The organism is Nocardia sp. NPDC019219, from assembly GCF_040632645.1.
Taxonomy (GTDB): domain Bacteria; phylum Actinomycetota; class Actinomycetes; order Mycobacteriales; family Mycobacteriaceae; genus Nocardia; species Nocardia sputorum.
The window spans coordinates 142376-162563 of record NZ_JBEYCG010000011.1; the positions used below are offsets into that span (position 1 = coordinate 142376).

At 69.8% G+C, this 20188-nt stretch carries 18 protein-coding genes; 10 read left to right on the forward strand and 8 right to left on the reverse strand.

Going from position 1 to position 20188, the window contains the following annotated elements:
- Positions 1 to 65: 65 nt before the first annotated feature.
- Both ABZ552_RS21150 and ABZ552_RS21155 read right to left on the reverse strand, forming a co-directional pair.
- Positions 66 to 1478 carry a DUF1254 domain-containing protein gene (locus tag ABZ552_RS21150; protein WP_281874762.1) on the reverse strand — a complete coding sequence of 471 codons (1413 nt, stop codon included), beginning with the start codon at positions 1476 to 1478 and terminating at the stop codon, positions 66 to 68.
- A gap of 223 nt (positions 1479 to 1701) precedes the next feature.
- Positions 1702 to 1995 (reverse strand): hypothetical protein, encoded by a 294-nt coding sequence (locus ABZ552_RS21155; RefSeq protein ID WP_040865713.1) that lies wholly within the window; start codon positions 1993 to 1995, stop codon positions 1702 to 1704.
- Positions 1996 to 2311: 316 nt separating this feature from the next.
- Here ABZ552_RS21155 and ABZ552_RS21160 point away from each other — a divergent pair, with 316 nt between their 5' ends.
- Entirely contained in the window at positions 2312 to 2587 is a 276-nt protein-coding gene (locus ABZ552_RS21160; RefSeq protein ID WP_039796837.1) for a hypothetical protein, read from the forward strand.
- 94 nt (positions 2588 to 2681) lie between these two features.
- On the opposite strand, the gene ABZ552_RS21165 is transcribed toward ABZ552_RS21160, so the two are convergent.
- The 4 genes from ABZ552_RS21165 to ABZ552_RS21180 all read right to left on the reverse strand — a co-directional run bounded on the left by ABZ552_RS21165 (position 2682) and on the right by ABZ552_RS21180 (position 8226).
- The gene (locus tag ABZ552_RS21165; protein ID WP_357439160.1) at positions 2682 to 3971 is read right to left on the reverse strand and encodes a VWA domain-containing protein; all 1290 of its coding nucleotides are present in this window, start codon (positions 3969 to 3971) and stop codon (positions 2682 to 2684) included.
- Positions 3972 to 4182: 211 nt separating this feature from the next.
- A complete protein-coding gene (locus ABZ552_RS21170) occupies positions 4183 to 5088 on the reverse strand; it encodes a glucosyl-3-phosphoglycerate synthase (RefSeq protein WP_281874764.1) in 906 nt (301 codons plus the stop codon).
- A gap of 88 nt (positions 5089 to 5176) precedes the next feature.
- Complete coding sequence (locus tag ABZ552_RS21175; protein ID WP_357439163.1) at positions 5177 to 6808, reverse strand: MFS transporter; 1632 nt, start codon at positions 6806 to 6808, stop codon at positions 5177 to 5179.
- Complete coding sequence (locus tag ABZ552_RS21180) at positions 6805 to 8226, reverse strand: condensation domain-containing protein (RefSeq protein WP_357439166.1); 1422 nt, start codon at positions 8224 to 8226, stop codon at positions 6805 to 6807. Before ABZ552_RS21180 ends, ABZ552_RS21175 begins: the two co-directional genes overlap by 4 nt.
- A gap of 371 nt (positions 8227 to 8597) precedes the next feature.
- On the opposite strand from ABZ552_RS21180, the gene ABZ552_RS21185 reads away from it, so the two are divergent.
- Positions 8598 to 9527 carry an alpha/beta hydrolase family protein gene (locus ABZ552_RS21185; RefSeq protein ID WP_350356431.1) on the forward strand — a complete coding sequence of 310 codons (930 nt, stop codon included), beginning with the start codon at positions 8598 to 8600 and terminating at the stop codon, positions 9525 to 9527.
- Between the two features lie 25 nt (positions 9528 to 9552).
- On the opposite strand, the gene ABZ552_RS21190 is transcribed toward ABZ552_RS21185, so the two are convergent.
- Complete coding sequence (locus ABZ552_RS21190) at positions 9553 to 11022, reverse strand: SDR family oxidoreductase (RefSeq protein WP_357439169.1); 1470 nt, start codon at positions 11020 to 11022, stop codon at positions 9553 to 9555.
- Positions 11023 to 11153: 131 nt separating this feature from the next.
- On the opposite strand from ABZ552_RS21190, the gene ABZ552_RS21195 reads away from it, so the two are divergent.
- The 7 genes from ABZ552_RS21195 to ABZ552_RS21225 all read left to right on the forward strand — a co-directional run bounded on the left by ABZ552_RS21195 (position 11154) and on the right by ABZ552_RS21225 (position 17526).
- Positions 11154 to 12299: an AI-2E family transporter gene (locus tag ABZ552_RS21195; RefSeq protein WP_281874768.1), complete on the forward strand. Its 1146-nt coding sequence runs from the start codon at positions 11154 to 11156 to the stop codon at positions 12297 to 12299.
- Between the two features lie 91 nt (positions 12300 to 12390).
- Positions 12391 to 12906, forward strand: a complete 516-nt coding sequence (locus tag ABZ552_RS21200; RefSeq protein WP_281874769.1) for an OsmC family protein — start codon at positions 12391 to 12393, stop codon at positions 12904 to 12906.
- A gap of 46 nt (positions 12907 to 12952) precedes the next feature.
- Positions 12953 to 14248, forward strand: a complete 1296-nt coding sequence (locus tag ABZ552_RS21205) for a bifunctional o-acetylhomoserine/o-acetylserine sulfhydrylase (RefSeq protein ID WP_281874770.1) — start codon at positions 12953 to 12955, stop codon at positions 14246 to 14248.
- Between the two features lie 315 nt (positions 14249 to 14563).
- Positions 14564 to 15373: a hypothetical protein gene (locus ABZ552_RS21210; RefSeq protein WP_281874771.1), complete on the forward strand. Its 810-nt coding sequence runs from the start codon at positions 14564 to 14566 to the stop codon at positions 15371 to 15373.
- A gap of 202 nt (positions 15374 to 15575) precedes the next feature.
- On the forward strand, positions 15576 to 15749 hold the full coding sequence (locus ABZ552_RS21215; protein WP_159840107.1) for a CsbD family protein: 174 nt from the start codon (positions 15576 to 15578) through the stop codon (positions 15747 to 15749).
- Between the two features lie 231 nt (positions 15750 to 15980).
- Positions 15981 to 16694, forward strand: a complete 714-nt coding sequence (locus ABZ552_RS21220; protein WP_357439174.1) for a GntR family transcriptional regulator — start codon at positions 15981 to 15983, stop codon at positions 16692 to 16694.
- A 4-nt stretch (positions 16695 to 16698) separates the two neighbouring features.
- Positions 16699 to 17526 (forward strand): sterol desaturase family protein, encoded by an 828-nt coding sequence (locus ABZ552_RS21225; RefSeq protein WP_357439177.1) that lies wholly within the window; start codon positions 16699 to 16701, stop codon positions 17524 to 17526.
- On the opposite strand, the gene ABZ552_RS21230 is transcribed toward ABZ552_RS21225, so the two are convergent.
- Positions 17487 to 19520, reverse strand: coding sequence for an MMPL family transporter (locus ABZ552_RS21230; protein ID WP_357439290.1), 2034 nt, complete (start codon positions 19518 to 19520; stop codon positions 17487 to 17489). The two genes, ABZ552_RS21225 and ABZ552_RS21230, sit on opposite strands and share 40 nt — an antisense overlap.
- A 168-nt stretch (positions 19521 to 19688) precedes the next feature.
- On the opposite strand from ABZ552_RS21230, the gene ABZ552_RS21235 reads away from it, so the two are divergent.
- Positions 19689 to 20183, forward strand: a complete 495-nt coding sequence (locus ABZ552_RS21235; RefSeq protein ID WP_281874775.1) for a MarR family winged helix-turn-helix transcriptional regulator — start codon at positions 19689 to 19691, stop codon at positions 20181 to 20183.
- The last annotated feature ends 5 nt before the right edge of the window (positions 20184 to 20188 follow it).

Sequence of the window (20188 nt, forward strand, 5' to 3'; positions counted from 1 at the left end):
GTTGCCGAGCACACCGGTGAACAGGCGGGACCGTTCCGTCGCGCCGCGGCGAGGCGGAGCGCGGATCAGAGCACCGGCAGCAGCGGCGGTGGACGCCAACGCCCCTGGATGGCCTCCGGCTTCGGCGCGTACATGCGCAAGGTCAGCGAGAATTGCCCGGATTCCGGGATCGGCAGCCAGTTTCCGGCTGGTACGGCCGGGCCGGGGTCGGCGTACTGCAACGCGATGTCCACGGAGCCGTCGGGGTTGAGCAGCACCGGATCCGGATGGCCGACCGTGTAGATCTCCGCGGGATTGGGCACCAGGTAGCTGTCGGCGTCATAGGCGGTCAGCGACCAGAAGTTGTCGACGGGCGGCAGCCCGCCCGGCGTGAAGTGCAGCCGGAATCGGCCTGCGCCGTCGCCGGTGGCGGTCGAGGCGAACAGCGTCGGATAGAAGGCGTTCTCGGCCAGGCTGGCGCCGAGAGCCACCCGGGCGATGGCGGCGCGTAGCAGGTAATTGACGCCGTACCGGCCGACGTCCGGGTCGACGAGCCAGCCGTTCTCGTTGACCGTCCGCGCGCCCAGATACACCGGGATCTGCTGCTGAGCGGTGCCCACCGCGGCGGCGAGCTCGTCCTCCGAGAGGCCCTCGACCGCGCCGCCCGGCCGGATCCCGATCGTCGCGAAGCGCCGCATGGCGGGCTCATCCTCGCGTGCGGGCGGGTTCACCGCCAGCACCGCGCACATCCGATCGAAGAACACCTTCGCGTCCATCTCCGCCACCCATTCCGGCGGCGGCTGCACAGCCGCCTGCCAGGGCGGAGCGGCGGGCGCAGGCGGCTCGGCGCCCGCCACCCACGCGCTCAACGGGACCAGTCGCAACCGCTGCTGTATGGCGCGCACGGCCGGCAGATCGGTCTCCCCGTCGACCTGGATTCGCACGATCAGCCATACCGTAGGCGTCGGCATCGGCAAGGGCGTCAATCCCTCGGGCAATGCCCCCGACCACCCCGGGCCGGTCACCACGTAGGTGTACGGCGGCGACGCCGATCGCGCCTGCGGACGACGACCACTGGGGTTGTGCACGTTGTTCGTCCAGGCGTCCAGCACCTGCGCCAGCCAGAACCGTCCACGGTCCATGGCGGGGACGCTCAGCACCATCGGCTCGTTCGCCAGGTCGAGCCACGCGGTCGAACGCAACGTGTCCCGGTCCAGCCGCACCGCTTCGCGCTGCGCCGGAGTGGGCAACTCGGCCGCGTGCTCGAACCGGTTGACCGGCGTGGACGCCTCCGCCGCGATGCGGGTGACGTCCATCAGCACCAGCGGGTAGCCGAATACGTAGGCATCCTTGGCGATGGTGGCGGCGTCATCGGGGACGGAGCTGTCGTCGCCGGAGCGGCCGCACGCCGCCCAGCCGAACGCGGCCACCGATGTCGCCGCGATGCCGAGCGCCCTGCGCCGCGACACCGTGAGCTTGCCCTCGGTCCTCTGGTCCATGATCCTGCTCCGCTTCCGATCCTATCGGGCACGGCGCGATCCGCACCGGAGGACAACCGCCCATCGGGGCAAAACAGCAGGTCATCGGGGCGATTTCAGGACGAGTACCGCGGGCGGTCGCCCGAGACGACCCGGTACGACGGCCGGGATGGCCGAGGCTCGGCGAGCGTTTCGCGGCATGCGCACGGTCGCGGCGACGACGCGCCGGAGGATCATGCCGCGGTCAGAACTCCAGAACGGTGTTCATGATGGTGCCCGCGCTGGTGGCGACCACCCCGCCGAGCATCGCGCCCGCGATCATCTTCGGCGACTGCAAGCCGCCGCCGCTCCACTTCTCCCAGGCGAAGCGGCCGCCCGCGTAGATGATGCTGACGATGCCGGACGCGAGCGCGAACCAGGTGAGATACCGCACGAACTGTAAGAGCTTGTCCGCCAGGGGCGGCGCCTCCGGGGTCGGATTGCCGATCTGCGCCAACGTCGTGAACGAATCGCCGACCGACGCCAGAATGATGCTCACCGTCTACTCCCTCTACGCTCGAATACAACCCTGCCGCCGACCAGCCCTTTTGCGAAAGCTGTTCGACCACCGATGAATTCGGCCACGAACCAGGATACGGGCACGGAGCGCGCCATGGTGGGCGCACTGCGCGGAACCTCCGCCGCCCACGGCGGCACGGGCGGGCGGACCCGGCGTCGGGCTACCCCGGCGAGGACACCGGAAACACGAACTTCCCTGCGCTGCACGGAGGTGACTGCATCGCGGCGAGCGAACGGATACGATCTTCTCAGCGAATCACTTGCCCCTGTCCCGAATCCAGAATGAGCGAACGACGATGATCCTGGCCGCCGCTTACGACACCCTGGCGCAGATCGGCAACCCCACTCCAGAAGCACCGCCGATCTCCGACAAGTTCCTCCAACTGGTCCGCTACCTGACGTGGTTCGTACTCCTGTCGGGCATCTGCGGCATCATCTACGCCGGTGGCCGCTTCGCCTGGGAGAAGTGGACCGGCGGTGGGCTCGAGTCGCCGAAGATGGTGGCGGGAGCCATGATCGGCGGGGTGATCGCCACCAGCGCGGGCACCATCATGAACGCCGTCATCGGCTGATCCGCGGCGATCGCCGTTCGCCATAGCATCTCGCTATGACAGGCCGGGGTTTCTCCGTGGGCAAGGCGGCTTCGCGCGAGCGCCGACACGCGGGTCAGCGCAGGATGCCCGCGTTCCGCGCGGCGCGCAGCCAGTCGGGGAACTCGCCGAGCAATCGGGCGTAGAGCTGCGCGTCGTCGACCTGATCGATGTCGTCGAGGGCGAAGAATCCCGCGTTGTCCACCGCCCGATCCGACAGCTCGTCCAGGGTCCGCAGCAGACCGTAGTTGGCCCGGCCGAGGCCGACGAACTGCCAGAAGGCGGGCAGCAGCGCGGCTTCGCGCATGAGTGCCGCGATCTCCCGTTTCTTGGCGAAGCCGCCGTCGGTGAAGAACAGCACGAGGGTGGGGCGGCCGCCAGGGCGCAACGAGTCGATGATGGCGCGCATGATCGGCAGTTCGTCGTTGCGGCCACCGAGCAGGTCGTAGTCGATGCCCCCGTGGGTTCCGCCGAGATGCAGATAGGTCCGGGCCCACTCGTCGCCGTGCTCGACGGTGATGTCGGGCAGCTTGGCGAACGAGACGGCGTAGAGGTACGCCTCCAGCGTCCCGTCGTCGTCGAGCTGCGTGGCCACCGGGATCATCCGCTGCACGACGCGGTGCACCACCTGGTCGCGATACTGCCGGTTCATGCTGCCCGTCTTGTCCACGACCAGGACGACGCGCGCGCGGATCCCGAAAGCGTCCTTGTCGATGAGGACTTTCGCGACCTCGCGCTTGCGCAGATCCAGCGTCGCGCGCTTCTCGAAGGAGAGCTTCGCCTCGCCGGGGACGGTGAAGACGTCCGGGACGGCCCGCGCCGACGGGTCCGGCGCGGCTGGTTGCGCGGACGCGACCGCCGCGGACGGCTCCTCGTCCACGCTCACGCCGTGATCGGTGACCAGTGCCGCGAACCCGCCCGCATAGCCTTGCCCGACCGCGCGCACCTTCCAGCCGCCCTGGCGGCGGTACAGCTCCAGCGCGATCACCACGGATTCGCTGCCCAAACCCTCGATGCGGTACTCGTACAGCGGGTTTCCCGCCGCGTCGGCCACCGTGGCGACCGGGGGCGCGACCCGGCCGAAGGTCTCGGCCGGATCGTCGAGCGTGAGCACGACCCGTAATTGCGCGATGTCCGCGGGCAGGTCGGCGAGCGAAACCGACAGTGCGCCCGGCGTTCCCCGTTCCAGCGACACACCGGGCGCGCTGGGCTGGTTGAAGAACACGAAGTCCGCGTCCGATCGCACGCGACCGGCCGCGGTCACCAACAGCGCCGACACGTCGACCGCGGCCTCGGTGCGCACCGACACCAGCACGCGCGCCACGTCCAATGCCGCGTTCTGACCTTTGACCAATGCCGCGCCCACCGAGACTCCCAGCCGTCGTCACACCGAAACCCCCACCGGGATCAGCGTAAGTCGAGCGGCGGGCGGATGCGGAACGTTCGCCGCGCGAGACCGGGCCGAGCTCCGGCGGACTCGCGGTCGCCGTGGCGCAGCGCCGGTGTCCGGACGTCGCCCGCGCCTGCGACCGGACGCGCCGCCGACCAGCGGCATCGATGAGCAACCACACCCGTCGTCAGCGCACACTCGTGCCGGTCAGCGTTGTCATCGGCGGCCGATCGGCCGCGGGCGCCGCGCCCGGCACCGCGCGCCAGCCCGAGCCCTGCGGCAGATACTGCGTCAGCGCGGCGCCCGAGTCGGGAATGCCGAGCCGGTCGAGCAGCGTCGCGATCACTTGCCTGCTCATCTCGGCCAATTCGGGCAGCGGCCGATTGCGGTGCACGCGGGCACCGAGGTCGACCTGCCCGATCGCTCCGGCTCCGTGCCTGCGCCAGGTGTCGATCAGGATGCCGATCTCGACGCCGTAGCCGGGGGCGAACGGCAACGCGCGCAGCAGTTCCCGGGTCGCCGCGTACTCGCCGCCCAGCGGCTGCCGCAACTCGGCGAGCTCCGGCACGAGCGCGGCGAGCAGCGGCCGGGCCACCAGTTGGGTGACGCGTCCGCCCCCGTCCGCGGCGTCGCCGATCGGCCGGCGGTAGAACCCTTTCACCAACCGCAGGTCGTCGTGCGACAGCAGCGGCGCGAGCAGCGAGGGGACGAACCGCGGGTCGGGCGCGACGAGATCGGCGTCGACGAACACGATGAAGTCACCGGAGGCCACCGCCAGCGACCGCCACAGCACCTCGCCCTTGCCCGGGCACGGCGGCACGGCGGGCAGCGCCTGCTCGCGGGAGTAGACGGTCGCGCCCGCCGCGCGCGCCCGGGCGGCGGTCCGATCGGTGGAGCCGGAGTCGAGCACGATCAGTTCATCGACCAGGGTGCCGACCAGGTCGCGGATCGAGCCGACCACGCCCGCGACGGTGTCCTCCTCGTTCAGGGCGGGAACGACCACCGAGACGGTGCGGTGCCGCTTGCGTTCGAGTAGCTCGTCATACGACCACACTCGGTCGTAGTGGACGACGCCGGGTGCTGTTGGCGTCATGGAGAGCGTCCTTCCCAGGCCCTGGTCCGTCGTGTTGTTCGTTGTGGCCGACCAAAGTCGGACGACGCGGTCGCACGACCGAGCGCCGTCACCGTGCCGCCCCCTTCCGTGGGAGCGCGAGACTGAGCGCGACGAGCGCCAGCGCGGTCGCCGCGACCACCCACAGCACCGTGACGCAGGCGGCGAGAAAGGTGTGCGCGGCGGCGATCTGACCGGCCAGGTCGGCCCCCGCGCCGGGGCAGGTGTGCGCGTCGAGGTGCGGGGTCGGCGAACGCAGCGCCGATTCGGCGCACTCGGTGAAAGTGGTGACGTCGCGGTCACGCTGCGCCGCGGGTGAGTTCGTCAGCGATGCCGCCAGAACGGATTTCGCGTGCCCGACACCGCGGTCGGTGTCGGCGTCCACCCGGCGGAAGAACAGCGAGCCGAGCATCGCCACCCCCACCGAACTACCGATCTGCTGCACGGTGGGCACCGTTCCCGACGCCGAGCCGGTCGCCCGTTCGGCGACGCCCGCCATCATGGCCGCGGGCAGCGGCGCGGCGAACAGTCCCATCCCGGCGCCTGCGGCGAAGACCGGGACGGCGAGCCGCCCCAGATCGATCCCGGCGTCGGCGGGGTGGACCGTCACCGCGATGACGGCGATCGCGACGGCGAACATCGACACGCCGAGGGTCAGCGCGCGACTGCCCATCCGTCCCACCAGTACCGGCGAGGTGAGGGCGCCGCACGCGCCGCCGACCGCGAACGGCAACACCAGAATCCCGGTCCGCAACGCCGTGAAGCCCAGCCCGGATTGCGCCGTCACCGAGACGGTGAACAAGAAGGCCGCGAAGATGCCGAAGAACAGCAGCGTCAGCACGGAGCCGACCGCGAAACCCCGGTCCGCGAACAGATCGATCCGCAACAGCGGGCTCTCCCCCGATCGCAGCCGTCCGCGCTGGTGCCAGACGAACACCACCAGCAGCGCCAGCCCGGCGCCGGCCAATCCGAAAAGTTGTGGCGGCCAGCCCTGTTCGCGGCCGGCCGCGAGGGGATACAGCAAGGCGACCAGCCCGCAGGTCGCCAGCGCCGCGCCGACGACATCCAGCCGTTCCGTGGTGGCGGGCCTGCCCACGTGCAGGTGCCGGTGCGCGAGCAGCAAGCCGAGCACGCACAGCGGCACGTTCAGCAGGAAGATGGCACGCCAGCCCAGACCGAACGGATCGGAGGCGATGACCGCGCCGCCTAGCAAGGGGCCCGCGATGGCCGCGAGACCGGCGGCCGCGCCGTACAGCCCAAAGGCCAACGGCTGCCGCTGTTTCGGGAACACGGCGCTGATGATGGCGATGACCTGCGCGGACATCGCCGCGGCGGACAGACCCTGCGCGGCGCGCGCCGCGATCAGCTCACCGGGCAGGTGGGCCAGCCCGCACCACACCGAGGCGACTGTGAAGGCCGCCATCGCGCCGATGAAGACCCGCCGCCGCCCGATCGACTCCCCGATCCGGGCGGCGGTCATCAGGGTGCCCGCGAAGGCCAGGCTGTAGCCCGCGACGACGAACACCTGCGCCGAACCGGGCGCCGCCAATTCCCGTGCGATGCTCGGCAGGGCGGTGTTGACGATCGTCATGTCCAGCATCTGCATGAACACGGCCAGCAGGCAGGCGCCTAGCGCTGCCCACGCCGCCGAGCCGGCGATCACCGGCTCGGTGCCGGTGACAATGCGCGCCCGGGTGCTCATGGAAGGGCGCCGGCCCGCACCGCGCGGTCGCCTTTCGCGGCGACATCGGCCACGATCGCCCGCACGGCGGTGACGTAGCGCGCGATCACCTCGTGCGCCCGCGGCGTATCGGGGAACAGCAGGCTCAGCGTGGTGACATCGGTGAATCGGTTGATCCAGATGTACACCTCGCGCGAGCTGCCGCGATTGGCGAACATGCCACCGTCGATCTTGTCGAACATCTCGACGCCCGCCATCTTGCGAATGTCCAGATAGGACAGCATCCGTGCGGACCAGCCGGGCCGGGTGCGGATGCCGAGTTCGGGCGGCGCCAGTTGCAGTGCCCGGTGCAGCGACACGTCGGTCAGCTCCTTGCCCCGGTCGTAGGCCGCCTGGGCCGCGGCGACCACACCCGTGAACGACTGATCGGCGCGCACCGGGAAGGCCACCGGAATCAGATTCGTGTACCACCCGACCGACGCGGCCTCCCCCTCGGTGCGGCGTGTGTTCACCGGTGTCAGGCCGAAATACCAATCGCCACCGGCCAGTTCGATCTCGGCGAGCGCGGCCGCGGCGAACAATCCGCCGGTGAACCGGCCGCCGTTGGCCCGGCAGACCTCTTCGAAACGCAGTGCACCCGGTTCATCGATCAGGTCGGTGGTCACCTGCGCGCCCCGAATGTGCTCGTCGCCGGCGGCCCACAGGTCCACCGGGAAGCCGGGTACATCACCGCCGTTGCGCCGTAGCAGATCCAGCCAGACGGAGATCTGCGGCGATTCGGCGGTCAGCTCCGCACTGAGGCGGCGTTCCCGCTCGCAGTAGGCGATGTGACCGGTCACCGGCGCCGGAGTCAGGGTGCCGCCGGACAATTCGCTGCCATAGAGCGTCAACAGGTCCACACAGGACAACGCCTGCGCGACGCCGTCGGTGTGCAGGTGGTCCACCGCCGCGTACACCGTGAACGCCTCCGCGTGCTCGATGATCCCGAAGCTGAAGCAGTCCCACTCCAGCGGACCGGGCGTCTCGGCGAGGACGTGCGCCCGGATGGCGTCGCTGTCGGTGTAGACGCCATGCTCGGTGGGCACGACCCGGATGTCCGCCGGGTCGAGCACACGGCGCTCCACCTCATCCGCCGCGGTGCTGACGAACCAGCTCCAGAACGTGTCGTGCCTGCGCAGGAACGCCTCGATCGCACGGGTCAGCGCCGCCCGATCCGGGACGCCGGGAATCGTGAACGCGATCATGCACACCCGCGAAACGCGGAATCCCGCATCCGCGGTGCGGTGCGCGGTGCGCAGATATTCCTCCTGCTGATGCGACGGTGGCGCCGGATGCGCCGGCGCGCGGCGCGCCGCGGCGAGTGATTCCGGCGCGGCCCGCCAACTGGTGAGCCTTCCCGCCGTGGGTTGCCATTCGTCGATGAAACCGAAATTGACCACAGTGTTCTCGATTCGTGCGGGCGAGAGGAAATTCTCGACTGACCCTCAGGAAAGTTAACGACAGGAAACATCGGACGACCATAGGTGAGACAAAATCTTGTGACCGCCACCAGAGGACCGCGCGAGTGGCTCGTCGAGTTTCCCAAGAATGCGCGCTGGCGCTTGCCGGGCCGCGTGATCGCGTCCTACCTTCGCCACCACGACAGTGCACGAACCAGGTTCGGAGGTCTCACGTGCACGCTCGAACGACAGCCACACCGAGCGCGGTCAGCACCTCGATCGCCATCGCGCTCATGCTCGCCGCCACCCTGATGACTCCCCGTTGGCCTGGGGCGATAGCACAATCGGAAACTGAAATCCTCGATTATCCGGTGTCTTCCGAGGGTTCCAGGGTGCTGGACATCGGCCCGGTCATCGGCCGCCTGACCGACGTGCGGATCTACTCCGCCGCGATGGGCGCCACCGTCCCGGTGAAAGTGATCCGCGCGCCGGACAATTCGAGACCGGCGCCCGTGCTGTATCTGCTCAATGGCGCCAGCGGTGGCACCGGAGGAAGCAACTGGCCGAATCAGACGGATATCGAGGAATTCTTTCGCGACCGTCAAGTGAACGTCGTCGTGCCGATGGGCGGCGAGGGAAGTTATTTCGCGGATTGGCGGACGGACGATCCCGTACTCGGCAGGCAACGCTGGACGACATTTCTCACCAGGGAACTGCCGCCGTTGATCGATGCCGCTTTTTCGGGCAACGGCGCCAACGCCGTCGCCGGCATCTCCATGGCGGCCACCTCGGTATTCCAGCTCGTCCTCGCCGCACCCGGGCTCTACCGGGCCCTCGGCTCCTACAGCGGGTGCGTGCGCACCAGCGATCCCGCGGGACAAGCCATGGTCGCCGCGGTGGTCACCCGCTGGCGCGGCAACACCCTGAACATGTGGGGGCCGCCCACCGACCCGCAGTGGGCGGCCAACGATCCCTACCTGCATGCCGAGCAACTGCGCGGCACCGCCATCTACGTCTCCACCGGCACCGGTATACCGGGCCCGCTCGATACACCCGACGGACCGGGCATCGACGGTAACAGCGAGAAACTGGCCAGCCAGCTCGTCACCGGTGGATTCCTGGAGGCGGTCATCAACCAGTGCGCGCACGACCTGAGCAATCGATTGCGCGAGCTCGACATCCCGGCGACCTTCGACTTCCGGCCCGTCGGCACCCACTCCTGGGGTTACTGGCAGCAGGATCTGCACAACTCCTGGCCGCTGATCGCCACGGCACTGGCCATCTCCCCCACCACCGGATAGCCGAAGCGCAGGCGACCGGCCCGCGTCAGCGCGCGCGGACCGCTTCCGCGGCGCCGGTGATGTTGCGGGCCATCCCGCCGAAGATAGCGGCGTGGAACGGCGCGATCGACTTCCAGTACAGGTGCCCGGCCAGCCCGTGCGGCTCGAACAACGCGCATTGCCGATAGGTGGCGCCGGGACCGTCGGGCTCGACCGCGAGCTCCAGCCAGGCCCGGCCCGGCACCCGCATCTCCGCGCGCAACCGCAGCATCCGAGGCCGCTCCAACCGCTCCACCCGCCACCAATCCAGCGCTTCGCCCTCGTGCAGCCGGTGCGGGTCGCGCCGCCCGCGGCCGAGACCGACGCCGCCCGCCAGCCGGTCTATCCAGCCGCGCAGAGACCAGGCCAGCGGGAACGAATACCAGCCGTGCTCGCCACCGATCGCCTCGATCACCCGCCACAGCGTCGCGGGGTCGGCGTCGGTGTGCCGTTCGCGCACATCCCGGTACAGCGAGCCGCCCGACCATTCCGGGTCGGTGGGCAGCGGATCCGACGGCGCACCCGGCGGATGGGCGTCCGACCACCTGGTCGGCACGTCCAGGTCGCGAATCTTCTGCAGTGCCAGCCTCACCGCCCGGCGGTAACCGGTCGGTCCTCCCGGCGGGTCCGCGATGAGGTCGGCGATCGCGTGGTCATGACAGACCACGTCGTTGATCAGCGATTCCATCAGCGGCACGGCGATCGAGCGTGGCACCGGCGTCACCAGATTCACCCATTGCGCCGACAACCACGGCGTCAGCACCGGCACCGGCACGATCAGCCGGCGCGGCAGCCGCGCCACTTCGGCGTAGCCGCGCATCATCTGCGCGTAGGTCAGCACGTCCGGACCGCCGATATCGAAGGCACCGCCCGCGCCGTCGGGCAGCGAGGCCGCCTCGGTCAGGTAATACAGCACGTCACGCACCGCGATCGGCTGGATCCGGTTGTGCACCCAGCGCGGGGTGACCATCATCGGCAGCCGCTCGGTCAGATAGCGCAGCATCTCGAAACTGGCCGAGCCGGAACCGATGATCACCGCGGCCCGCAGCACCAGCGCGGGCACCGCACCCGCGCCGAGGATGTCGCCGACCTCGGCGCGCGAGGCCAGGTGCCGCGACAGCCGCTGCGCGTCCGGGACGATGCCGCCGAGGTAGACGATTCTGATCAGCCCGGCGTCCGCCGCCTCGGCCGCGACCAGGATGGCGGCTTTCCGGTCCACGGTGTCGAAGTCGGCCCGCGTCAAGGAGTGGACCAGGTAGTACAGCACGTCCTGTCCGGCCAGTGCGGCGCGCACGTCGGCGGCGGAGGTCACGTCACCGGCCAGCACCTCGGCGCGATCGCGCCACGGCGCCTCGGCGAGCTTGCCCGGGGTGCGAGCCAGCACGCGGACTGTGTGACCGGCGCGCAGCAGTTCGGGCACCAGTCGTCCGCCGATGTAGCCGGTCGCACCGAACACCACACACCGCACGGCAACCATCCTTCCGATGACGTGCTCAGGTGATGACCCGGGGCCGCGGGGTCAAACAGTGCGCGTTCCCGGCGTGTGCGCGCCTGGGCGGGCAGCCGCAAGCTCTGATCGATCGGGCGTCCTCGTGCCAGACTGGGCCCGTGAGCGAACGTAGCAAAAGCCACGGACCGGACAAGCCAGCACCGCGGGATCGCGGCGACGTCATCGGTGCGGGCCTGGTCTGGCTGGCCAAGTGGGCGGTGTGCATCGTCGCGATCGCGGCGGGCGCATGGGTGCTCGGATTCCTGGTCGCCCGGCTGTGGGTGGTGATCCTGCCGGTGGCGCTGGCGATCGTCGTCGCCACCGTGCTGTGGCCGCCCGTGCGCTGGCTCACCGCACGCGGCCTGCCGCCCGCCGCCGCCGCCTCGCTCGCGGTGCTCGGATTCATCGGCGTGCTCGCCGGCATCATCGCGCTGATCGTGCCCTCGGTCGTGGACCAGGCCCCGGAACTGGCCGACAAGTCCAGCGCGGGCGTCAACCAGGTGCGCGACTGGTTGCAGGGCCCGCCGCTGAGAATCCGTGACGAGCAATTGGATTCGGCCGTGGACGCGATCGTCTCCAAGTTGCAGTCCAGTTCGGAGCAGATCGCGACCGGAGTGTTCAGCGGCGTCACCACCGCGACGTCGGTGCTGGTCACCCTGTTCCTGGTGCTCGTGCTGACCTTCTTCTTCGTCAAGGACGGCCCGCGTTTCCTGCCGTGGTTGCACAGCGTCTCCGGCAGCCGCGGCGGCAGGCACCTCGAGGAGGTGCTCAGCCGGGTCTGGGTCGTGCTCGGCGGGTTCATCCGCACCCAGGCGCTGGTCAGCCTCGTCGACGCGGTGTGCATCGGCGCGGGCCTGGTCATCCTCGGGGTCCCGCTGGCGCTGGTCCTCGCGGTGATCACCTTCCTCGGCGGGTTCGTCCCGATGGTCGGCGCGTTCGTCGCCGGTGCGCTCGCCGTGCTGGTCGCCCTGGTGGGCAATGGCTTCGTGACCGCGCTGATCGTGCTCGGCATCGTCATCGCCGTGCAGCAGCTGGAGGGCAACGTGCTGCAGCCGGTGTTGCAGAGCCGCAGCATGCAGCTACACGCGGTCATCGTGCTGCTGGCGGTCACCGCGGGCGGCTCGCTGTACGGGATCGTCGGCGCGTTCCTGGCCGTCCCCGTGGTCGCGATGGCCGCGGTCGTCCTGCGATATGTCGGCGAGCAGATCGACGCGGCCACCGTGCCGCCGCCGGAGCCGGACACCGACCCCGAGCCCGCGGACTGACCGCGTCGCACGAAAAGCCGCGCGCCATCGTTGCACTCAGTCCGAATGTAACTATCGCCGTCGCCCGCCCGGGTTCCTAGCGTCAGTGGACATGACAACTGATGTGGGCACCCCGCTCAACGACATCGCCGACACGACGGCCCGCGCCGTCGCGGACGACCCGGCGAACGCGCTGGTGGTGTTCCGTGCCTCCGGGACCCCGGAGGGGACGGTGGGCAGCGCGATCACCCTCGGCAAGCACACCGTGCGCGTGGACGAGCCGCCCGCGCTCGGCGGCGCGGACACCGCGCCCAACCCGGTAGAGGTGTACCTGGCGTCGCTCATCGCCTGTCAGGTGGTGACCTATCGGTTCTGGGCCCAGCGCCTCGGCATCACCGTCGACGAATTGTCGGTGAGCGCCGAAGGCGATCTCGACGTGCGCGGATTCTTTGGCTTGGATGACAGCGTCCGCGCCGGTTTCCAGGCGGTGCGGGTGACCGTTCGCATCGGCGGACCCGACACCGCACAGCGCTATGCCGAATTGCAGCAGGCCGTCGACGCGCACTGCCCCGTGCTCGATCTCACCACCGGGCGCACTCCGGTCGAGACCACCCTGATCACCGATTAGCCGCCGTCGCAACCCGATCGACCAACCACTGAAGGAGACCACCCCGATGACCGAACCCGACCTGTCCCAGGACTGGAGCTTCGAGACGAAGCAGATCCACGTCGGACAGATTCCGGACGGCACCACCAACGCCCGCGCGCTGCCGATCTACCAGACCACCTCCTACACCTTCCGCGACACCGCGCACGCGGCGGCACTGTTCGGTCTGGCGGAGCCAGGCAACATCTACACCCGGATCATGAACCCGACCCAGGACGCGGTGGAGCAGCGCATCGCCGCCCTGGAAGGCGGCGTCGCCGCCCTGCTGCTCGCCTCCGGGCAGGCCGCGGAGACCTTCGCGATCCTCAACATCGCGGGCGCGGGCGACCACATCGTCTCCAGCCCCCGGCTCTACGGCGGCACCTACAACCTGTTCCACTACTCGCTGCCCAAGCTCGGCATCGAGGTCTCCTTCGTCGAGGACCCCGACGACCTCGAGCAGTGGAAAGCCACGATCCGCCCGAACACCAAGGCGCTCTATGGTGAAACGGTCTCCAACCCGCAGAACCACATCCTCGACATCCCTGGGATCGCGGGCGTCGCGCACGACCACGGTGTGCCGCTGATCGTGGACAACACCGTCGCCACGCCGTACTTGATCCAGCCGCTGGCCCACGGCGCCGACATCGTCGTGCACTCGGCCACCAAGTACCTCGGCGGACACGGCGCGGCCATCGCGGGCGTGATCGTGGACGGCGGCAAGTTCGAGTGGACCGGCGGCCGGTTCCCGGGCTTCACCGAACCCGACCCGAGCTACCACGGTGTCGTGTACGCCGAACTCGGCGCGCCCGCCTACGCGCTCAAGGCGCGCGTGCAACTGCTGCGCGATCTCGGCTCGGCGGTCTCCCCGTTCAACGCGTTCCTGATCAGCCAGGGCCTGGAGACGCTGAGCCTGCGGATCGAGCGGCATGTGCAGAATGCGCAGGCGGTCGCCGAATTCCTCACCACCCGTTCGGAAGTCACGTCGGTGTCCTACGCGGGCCTGCCGTCCTCGCCGTGGTACGAGCGGGGCCGCGCCCTCGCGCCGAAGGGCACCGGCGCGGTGATCGGCTTCGAGCTGGCCGGTGGCGTGGATGCCGGCAAGCGGTTCGTCGAGGCGCTGCGGCTGCACAGTCATGTCGCCAACATCGGCGACGTGCGCTCGCTGGTGATCCACCCGGCCTCGACCACCCACTCGCAGCTGACACCCGAAGAGCAACTGGCCGCGGGCGTCACGCCCGGTCTGGTCCGGCTCGCGGTCGGCATCGAAGGCATCGACGACATCCTCGCCGATCTGCGCGCGGGTTTCGCGGCGGCTTCCTGACGCATCGCGCCCCGGGGTGGTGTGCCCCGGGGCGTTTTGCCTGTCCGCGATCCGGATCGAGCGCGGCCCGGCAGGGCGAGAACCTGTTTCGAAGCGGTTTTCCATGATTTCCGTCGGCAAATAGGGACGCACCGACAGTGGTCATCGGTTACCCTCCGGCGCACGGTTATTCACCCCCGCGGCGCGGATTCGATTGGCACGCGTGCGGTTCCTCACGTTCGGAAAAGAAATCGAAGTTTCGCGCATCCGTATGGCTTTCTGAACCGAACTAGAAAGGTAGGTATATGTCCTCGTCAGAATGAGGTGGGTAAGTCCATGGACATAGCGGTACCCGAAACTCCAGCGCACCCCTTCTTACGCCGCGCCGCCACTCTGGTCGTCGCGAGCGCCATCCCGTTGTCCGTGGTCGGCGCCGCCACCGCCACCGCCGACCCGCTGCTGCCGGAGATCTCCGTGCAGATCCCGTTCGCCCCGGCCCCCGCAGTCGGCGTCCTCGCTCCGGCGGCCGATCCCGTGGACGACGTCGTTCCGCCCGAAGTCGCGCCGCCCCCGGTCTCCGCCGGCCGCAACGACTCGAGCACCACCCGGCCGATGCCGGACGCGAACGTGCTCGCCCCCATCGTCCCGCAGCGGCTGCATCTGCCCAATCCCGCCGCCCCGGCCCCCGGGGTCGCGCCGATCGAGGCGCCGCCCGGCACGCTGCGCGTGGGTTCGGTGGTGATCGGCAGGCCGGACTTCCTGACGCCCGAGCAGGGCAAGATCTTCAACGACGCGATCGCGGGTCCCGAAGCGAGCATCGCGCAGACCTTGGATTCGGCGGGCTTCGAGCCATCGCGCTCCGACCGGATCGCCGCCGACCTCCTCGGATCCACCGCCATCGGCGCCTCGGTGGGCAGCATGGTGGCCTCGCCGGTCGCCTCCATCGGAGCCGTCATCGGCGCGGTCTGCGGCGCCATCGCGGGCCTGCCGATGTTCCCGACCGGGACGGTGGCCGTCATGGCTCTCGGCGCCGCCATCGGTTACGGGTTCGTCGCGTCTCCTGCCATCGCCGTCGGCGCGGCTGTCGGCGCCGGTGTCGGTGTGCTCCAGGGCCTTCTCACACCGCCCACGGTTCCTGCCTCGTAATCCGCTTTCCGGTGCGTTCCGCGGCGGAAGACACCGCGTGAACTCGTCGTTTTCGATACGCACGAATTTCGCGAAGACCCGGTTCCGGCCGGGTCTTCTGCTTTGTTCGGAAATGCCGGACGTTTGGCCTCCCAATAACGGGCTATCGCGTAGAAGACCGGCTGAAGATGGTCGGCCGGTCTCTTCACAAGGAGGTTGTGACATGAGCACAGTCGACAAGGCGAAGAACAAGGCCGAAAAAGTCGCCGGCCAGGCCAAAGAGAAGTTCGGCGAGGCCGCGGGCGACCGGGGGAAGCGCGACGAAGGCCGCACCGACAAGGTCAAGTCCGACCTGAAGGACGCCGGCGAGAAGGTCAAGGACGCCTTCCGGCACTGACCACCGTCCGACGGGCGCGGTCGGACGTGGTCCGCCCGGAGCGCCCGCCACGGCCGTGGATCGCATATCGAGCGGACGCTACCCGACGCAAGCGTCCCCCACGGCCGTAGCGACGGCGGAGTTACGCCTAGCCAGGGCGGATGGCCGCACCGAGCGGTCATCCGCCCGCTTCTCGCGAGCAACTGGTCCAACCAGTTGACCTGTTGACCTCGGTGCGCCACACTCGGTCGCATGGAATTCGCCGCGGTCGCCCGCACCGCCGTCTCCGATGTCGTGTTCGGCCAGATCATCGACGCGATCCTGAGCGGACGGATCGCCCCCGAGGCGACGCTCCCCTCGGAACGGGAACTGGCCGAGATGTTCCAGGTCAACCGCCACGCCGTCCGCGAAGCGCTCAAGCGCGTGCAGCAGAGCGGGCTGGTGCGCGTCACGCCGGGCGGCAAGACCCGGGTGCTCGACTGGCGCTCGCACGCGGGCTTGGACATTCTGACCGCGGTCACTCGTTCGGGCGCGGTACCCGCGCAACGGATCCTGCGCGACATCGCGGTGATGCGGCGGTCCGTCGCCGCCGACGCGGCCCGGCTGTGCGCCGAGCACGCCGACGCCGAGCAACTTGCGGCGGTGCAGCGCGCCGCCGCGGCCTATCCGGACGCCACCGCGCCGTTCGGCGCCGTGGTGGAGGCCGACTTGGCCTTCTGGGTGGCCATCCTCGACGGCTCGGGCAACCTCGCCTACCGGCTGGCTTTGAACACCCTGGTCGCGGGCTATTTCGGGATCGGTATGGAGATCGTCGCCGAACTGGGCCTGAACAAGGAATACGTCGACCCCGGCGCGCACCGCGCCCTGGCGGCATGCATCGCCCGCCGCGACGCCGCCGCGGCATACGACACCGCTTACGCCCTGCTCACCCGCCTGGTCGACGCCCAAGCCGCACCGAGAGATTGACCCTTTGTTCGACCTGATCGCCCATGCCATACCGGTTTTCGTGCTCTGCCTGGCGCTGGAAGCCGCCTCCTTCCACTTGCTGCCCGACGACGACCAGCTCGGCTACCAGTTCCGTGACGCCCGCACCAGCGTGCTCATGGGGCTGGGCAATGTGGTGGTGAACCTCGGCTGGAAACTCGTCGTCGTCGCGGTGTACGCCGCGGCGTATCTGGCCGCGCCGGTCCACCTCCCGGCCGACCAGCCGCTCACCTGGATCGCGCTGTTCTTCGCCGACGAGATCGCCTATTACTGGTATCACCGCACCCACCACACCGTGCGCGTGTTCTGGGCCAGCCACGTGGTGCACCATTCCAGCGAGTTCTACAACCTCTCCACGGCCCTGCGCCAACCGTGGACCCCGTTCAGCTCACTGCCCTACTGGTTGCCGCTGGCACTGGCCGGCTTCCCGCCCTGGATGATCCTGCTGCAGCAGTCCGTCAGCCTGCTCTACCAGTTCTTCATCCACACCGAGCGGGTGGGGACGCTGTGGCGGCCGGCGGAATTCGTCTTCAACACGCCCTCCCATCACCGGGTGCACCACGGCTCCAACGACCGCTACCTGGACAAGAACTACGGCGGCATCCTGATCGTCTGGGATCGGTTGTTCGGCACGTTCGAGCCGGAGACCGAACGCGTCCGCTACGGGCTGACCAAGAACATCGAGACGTTCAACCCGGCCAAGGTCGCCGCCCACGAGTGGATCTCGATCTGGCGCGACCTGCGCGGCGCATCCTCCTGGCGCGCCAGGGGCGGTTACTTGTTCCGCGGGCCCGGCTGGTCGCCGGCCGACTGATCCGCGTCGGAAGCAGCGCCGTCCTCCTCGATCAGCCGCAGTTGGCTCGGCCACCAGATCCCGCGTCCGATCAGGCTGAACAGCGCCGGGATCACCACCGTGCGCACCACGAACGTGTCGAGCAGGATGCCGAGGCCGACCACGATGCCGACCTGGGTGAGGGTGATCAGCGGAAGCACGCCGAGCACGCAGAACACCGCCGCCAGCACGATGCCCGCGCTGGTGATCACCGCGCCGGTCACCGACACCGCCCGCACCATGCCGTGCGTGGTGCCGTGCCGCGGCGTTTCCTCGCGGGCCCTGGTGACGAGGAAGATCGTGTAGTCCACGCCGAGCGCGACGAGGAACAGGAACGCGAACAGCGGCACGCTGATGTCCAGCGCCGGGAAGCCGAAGACGTGCTCGCTCATCCAGCTGCCCAGCCCCAGCGCGGCCAGCGCGCTCAACACGGTGACCGCCACCAGCAGCAGCGCGGCGGGCACCGCGCGCAGCAGCGCGAGCAGCACCACCAGCACGACGACGAGAATGAGCGGGATGACCACCTCGCGGTCCCGGCTCGCGGCGGTCTGGACGTCCAGCGCCTGGGCATCGGCGCCGCCGACCATCGCGTCGGCTCCCGGCACCGGCGCGACCGACGCCCGCAGCGCCTCGATCGTGTCGAAGGCGCGCGCGGAGGACGGCGGCGCGTCGATCACCACCGACCACCGGGTCAGTCCGGTCGGCGAGGTGCCCGTCCGCGAGGTCAGCACCACGCCCTCGGTGCGCCGGAACGACTCCTCGACGCCCGCCGCCGCCTCGCCGCGCGCGAGGACGATCGCGGGATCGGAAGCGCCGGACGGGAAATGCCGTGCCAGAGCATCGAATCCCGCCACCGATTCCGCGCGGACCCGGAACTGCTCGGTCTGCGAAAGCCCTACCCGCGTCGTCAGCAAGCCGGTCGCGCAGACCGCCAGCACCACGAGCGCACTTCCGGCCACCAGGGCGGGCCTGCGCACCACCCGGACGGCGAGCGCGTGCCAGATCCCCTCGTCGGCCGTGTCGCGGTCGTCGGCCTGCGGCACGAAGGGCCAGAACACCTTGCGCCCGCACAACGCGAGCGCGGCGGGCAGCGCCAGCAGGACGAACACCACCGCCACCAGCAAGCCCAGCGCGGCCATCACACCGAGGCTGCGCGTGCTCGGCACCGAGGCGAGCACCAGCACGAGCAGCGCGGCCACCACCGTCACGTTGCTGGCCAGGACCGCGGGCCCGGCGCGCCGCACCGCCTGCCGCAACGCCGCGCGATGGTCCGGTTCCCGGTGCAGTTCGTCGCGATAGCGCGAGACCAGCAGCAGCGCGTAGTTGGTGCCCGCGCCGAACACCAGCACGCTCGTGACACCAGAGGTCGAGCCGTCGAAGGTGAGCTCGGTCACGCGCGCCAGCACGGTTCCCGCGCTGGTGGCCACCCGGTCGGCCGCGCCGACCACCGCCAGCGGCACCAGCCACAGCACCGGGGACCGGTACGTCGCGATCAGCAGTACCGCGACGACCACCGCGGTCACCGCGAGCAGCGTGACGTTCGCGCCGGAGAACGAGTCGGCGATGTCGGCGCCGAAGGCCGGACCACCGGTGACCTGCAGGACGAGCACGGCGGGCAAGCCGTCGCGCGCGGCGGCACGGATGTCATCGATGCGGTCGGTGAGCGCGAATCCGTTCAGGTCGGCGTCCACGGGCACCTGCCCGATCGCCGCCTTCCGGTCCGGCGCCGCGATCAGGTCACTCGGCCCCGGCGCCCGTCCCGACGCACGGGCTACGGCTTCGGCGGTGGCGTTCCGGTCGTCGTCGGTCAGGTCGCCGCCATCGGCGCGCGTGACGACGACGATGGCCGCGGCCGTCCCCGCGTCCGGGAATTCTTCCAGCGCCTGTTCGACCCGCGCCGACTCCGCCGAGGACGGCAGCGCGGTCGGGGCCTGCCCGGCGGACTCGTTCTCGCCCACCGCACCGATCAGCCCCATCGAGGCCGCGGCGAGGACCAGAAGCAGCACCCACGAGGTCCGGGCGGTTACCACCGACGCATAGCGATCCCAAGCGCTCACACCGCAACTCTCTCAGAAATTGAAATATTAAGCAATTGAGACACCGGCTGAACTACGCTGATCCCCCGTGTGGAAAAGGATGCGCCGTTGACCGAGGAGCCGAACGCCGACGGGCCGGACCGTGACGGACTGGAAACCGGCATCGCCGCCGACATCCGCGCCCTCACCGCGATCTCCGAGCAGATCGGGCAGGTCTTCGCGCGCAGCAACGACCTGCGCGCCAACGACTTCCGCGCACTGATGCACGTCGCGACCGCCGAGCTCGAGGGTGCGCCGCTGACCGCGGGCGGCCTCGGCAAACTGATGGGGATCTCGTCGTCCGCGGTGACCTATCTGGTCGAGCGCATGATCGAATCAGGGCACCTGCGCCGCGCCGCCGATCCGGCCGATCGCAGGCGGGTCATCCTGCACTACGACGAGCACGGCATGGACGTGGCGCGCGGCTTCTTCACACCGCTCGGGCGACGGACCCGCGCCGCGATGGCCGACCTGGCCGACGCGGACCTGCGCGGCGCGCACCGCGTGCTGGTCGCGGTGATCCAGGCGATGCGCGAGTACCACGACGAGCTGACCGGCGAGTGAACCCC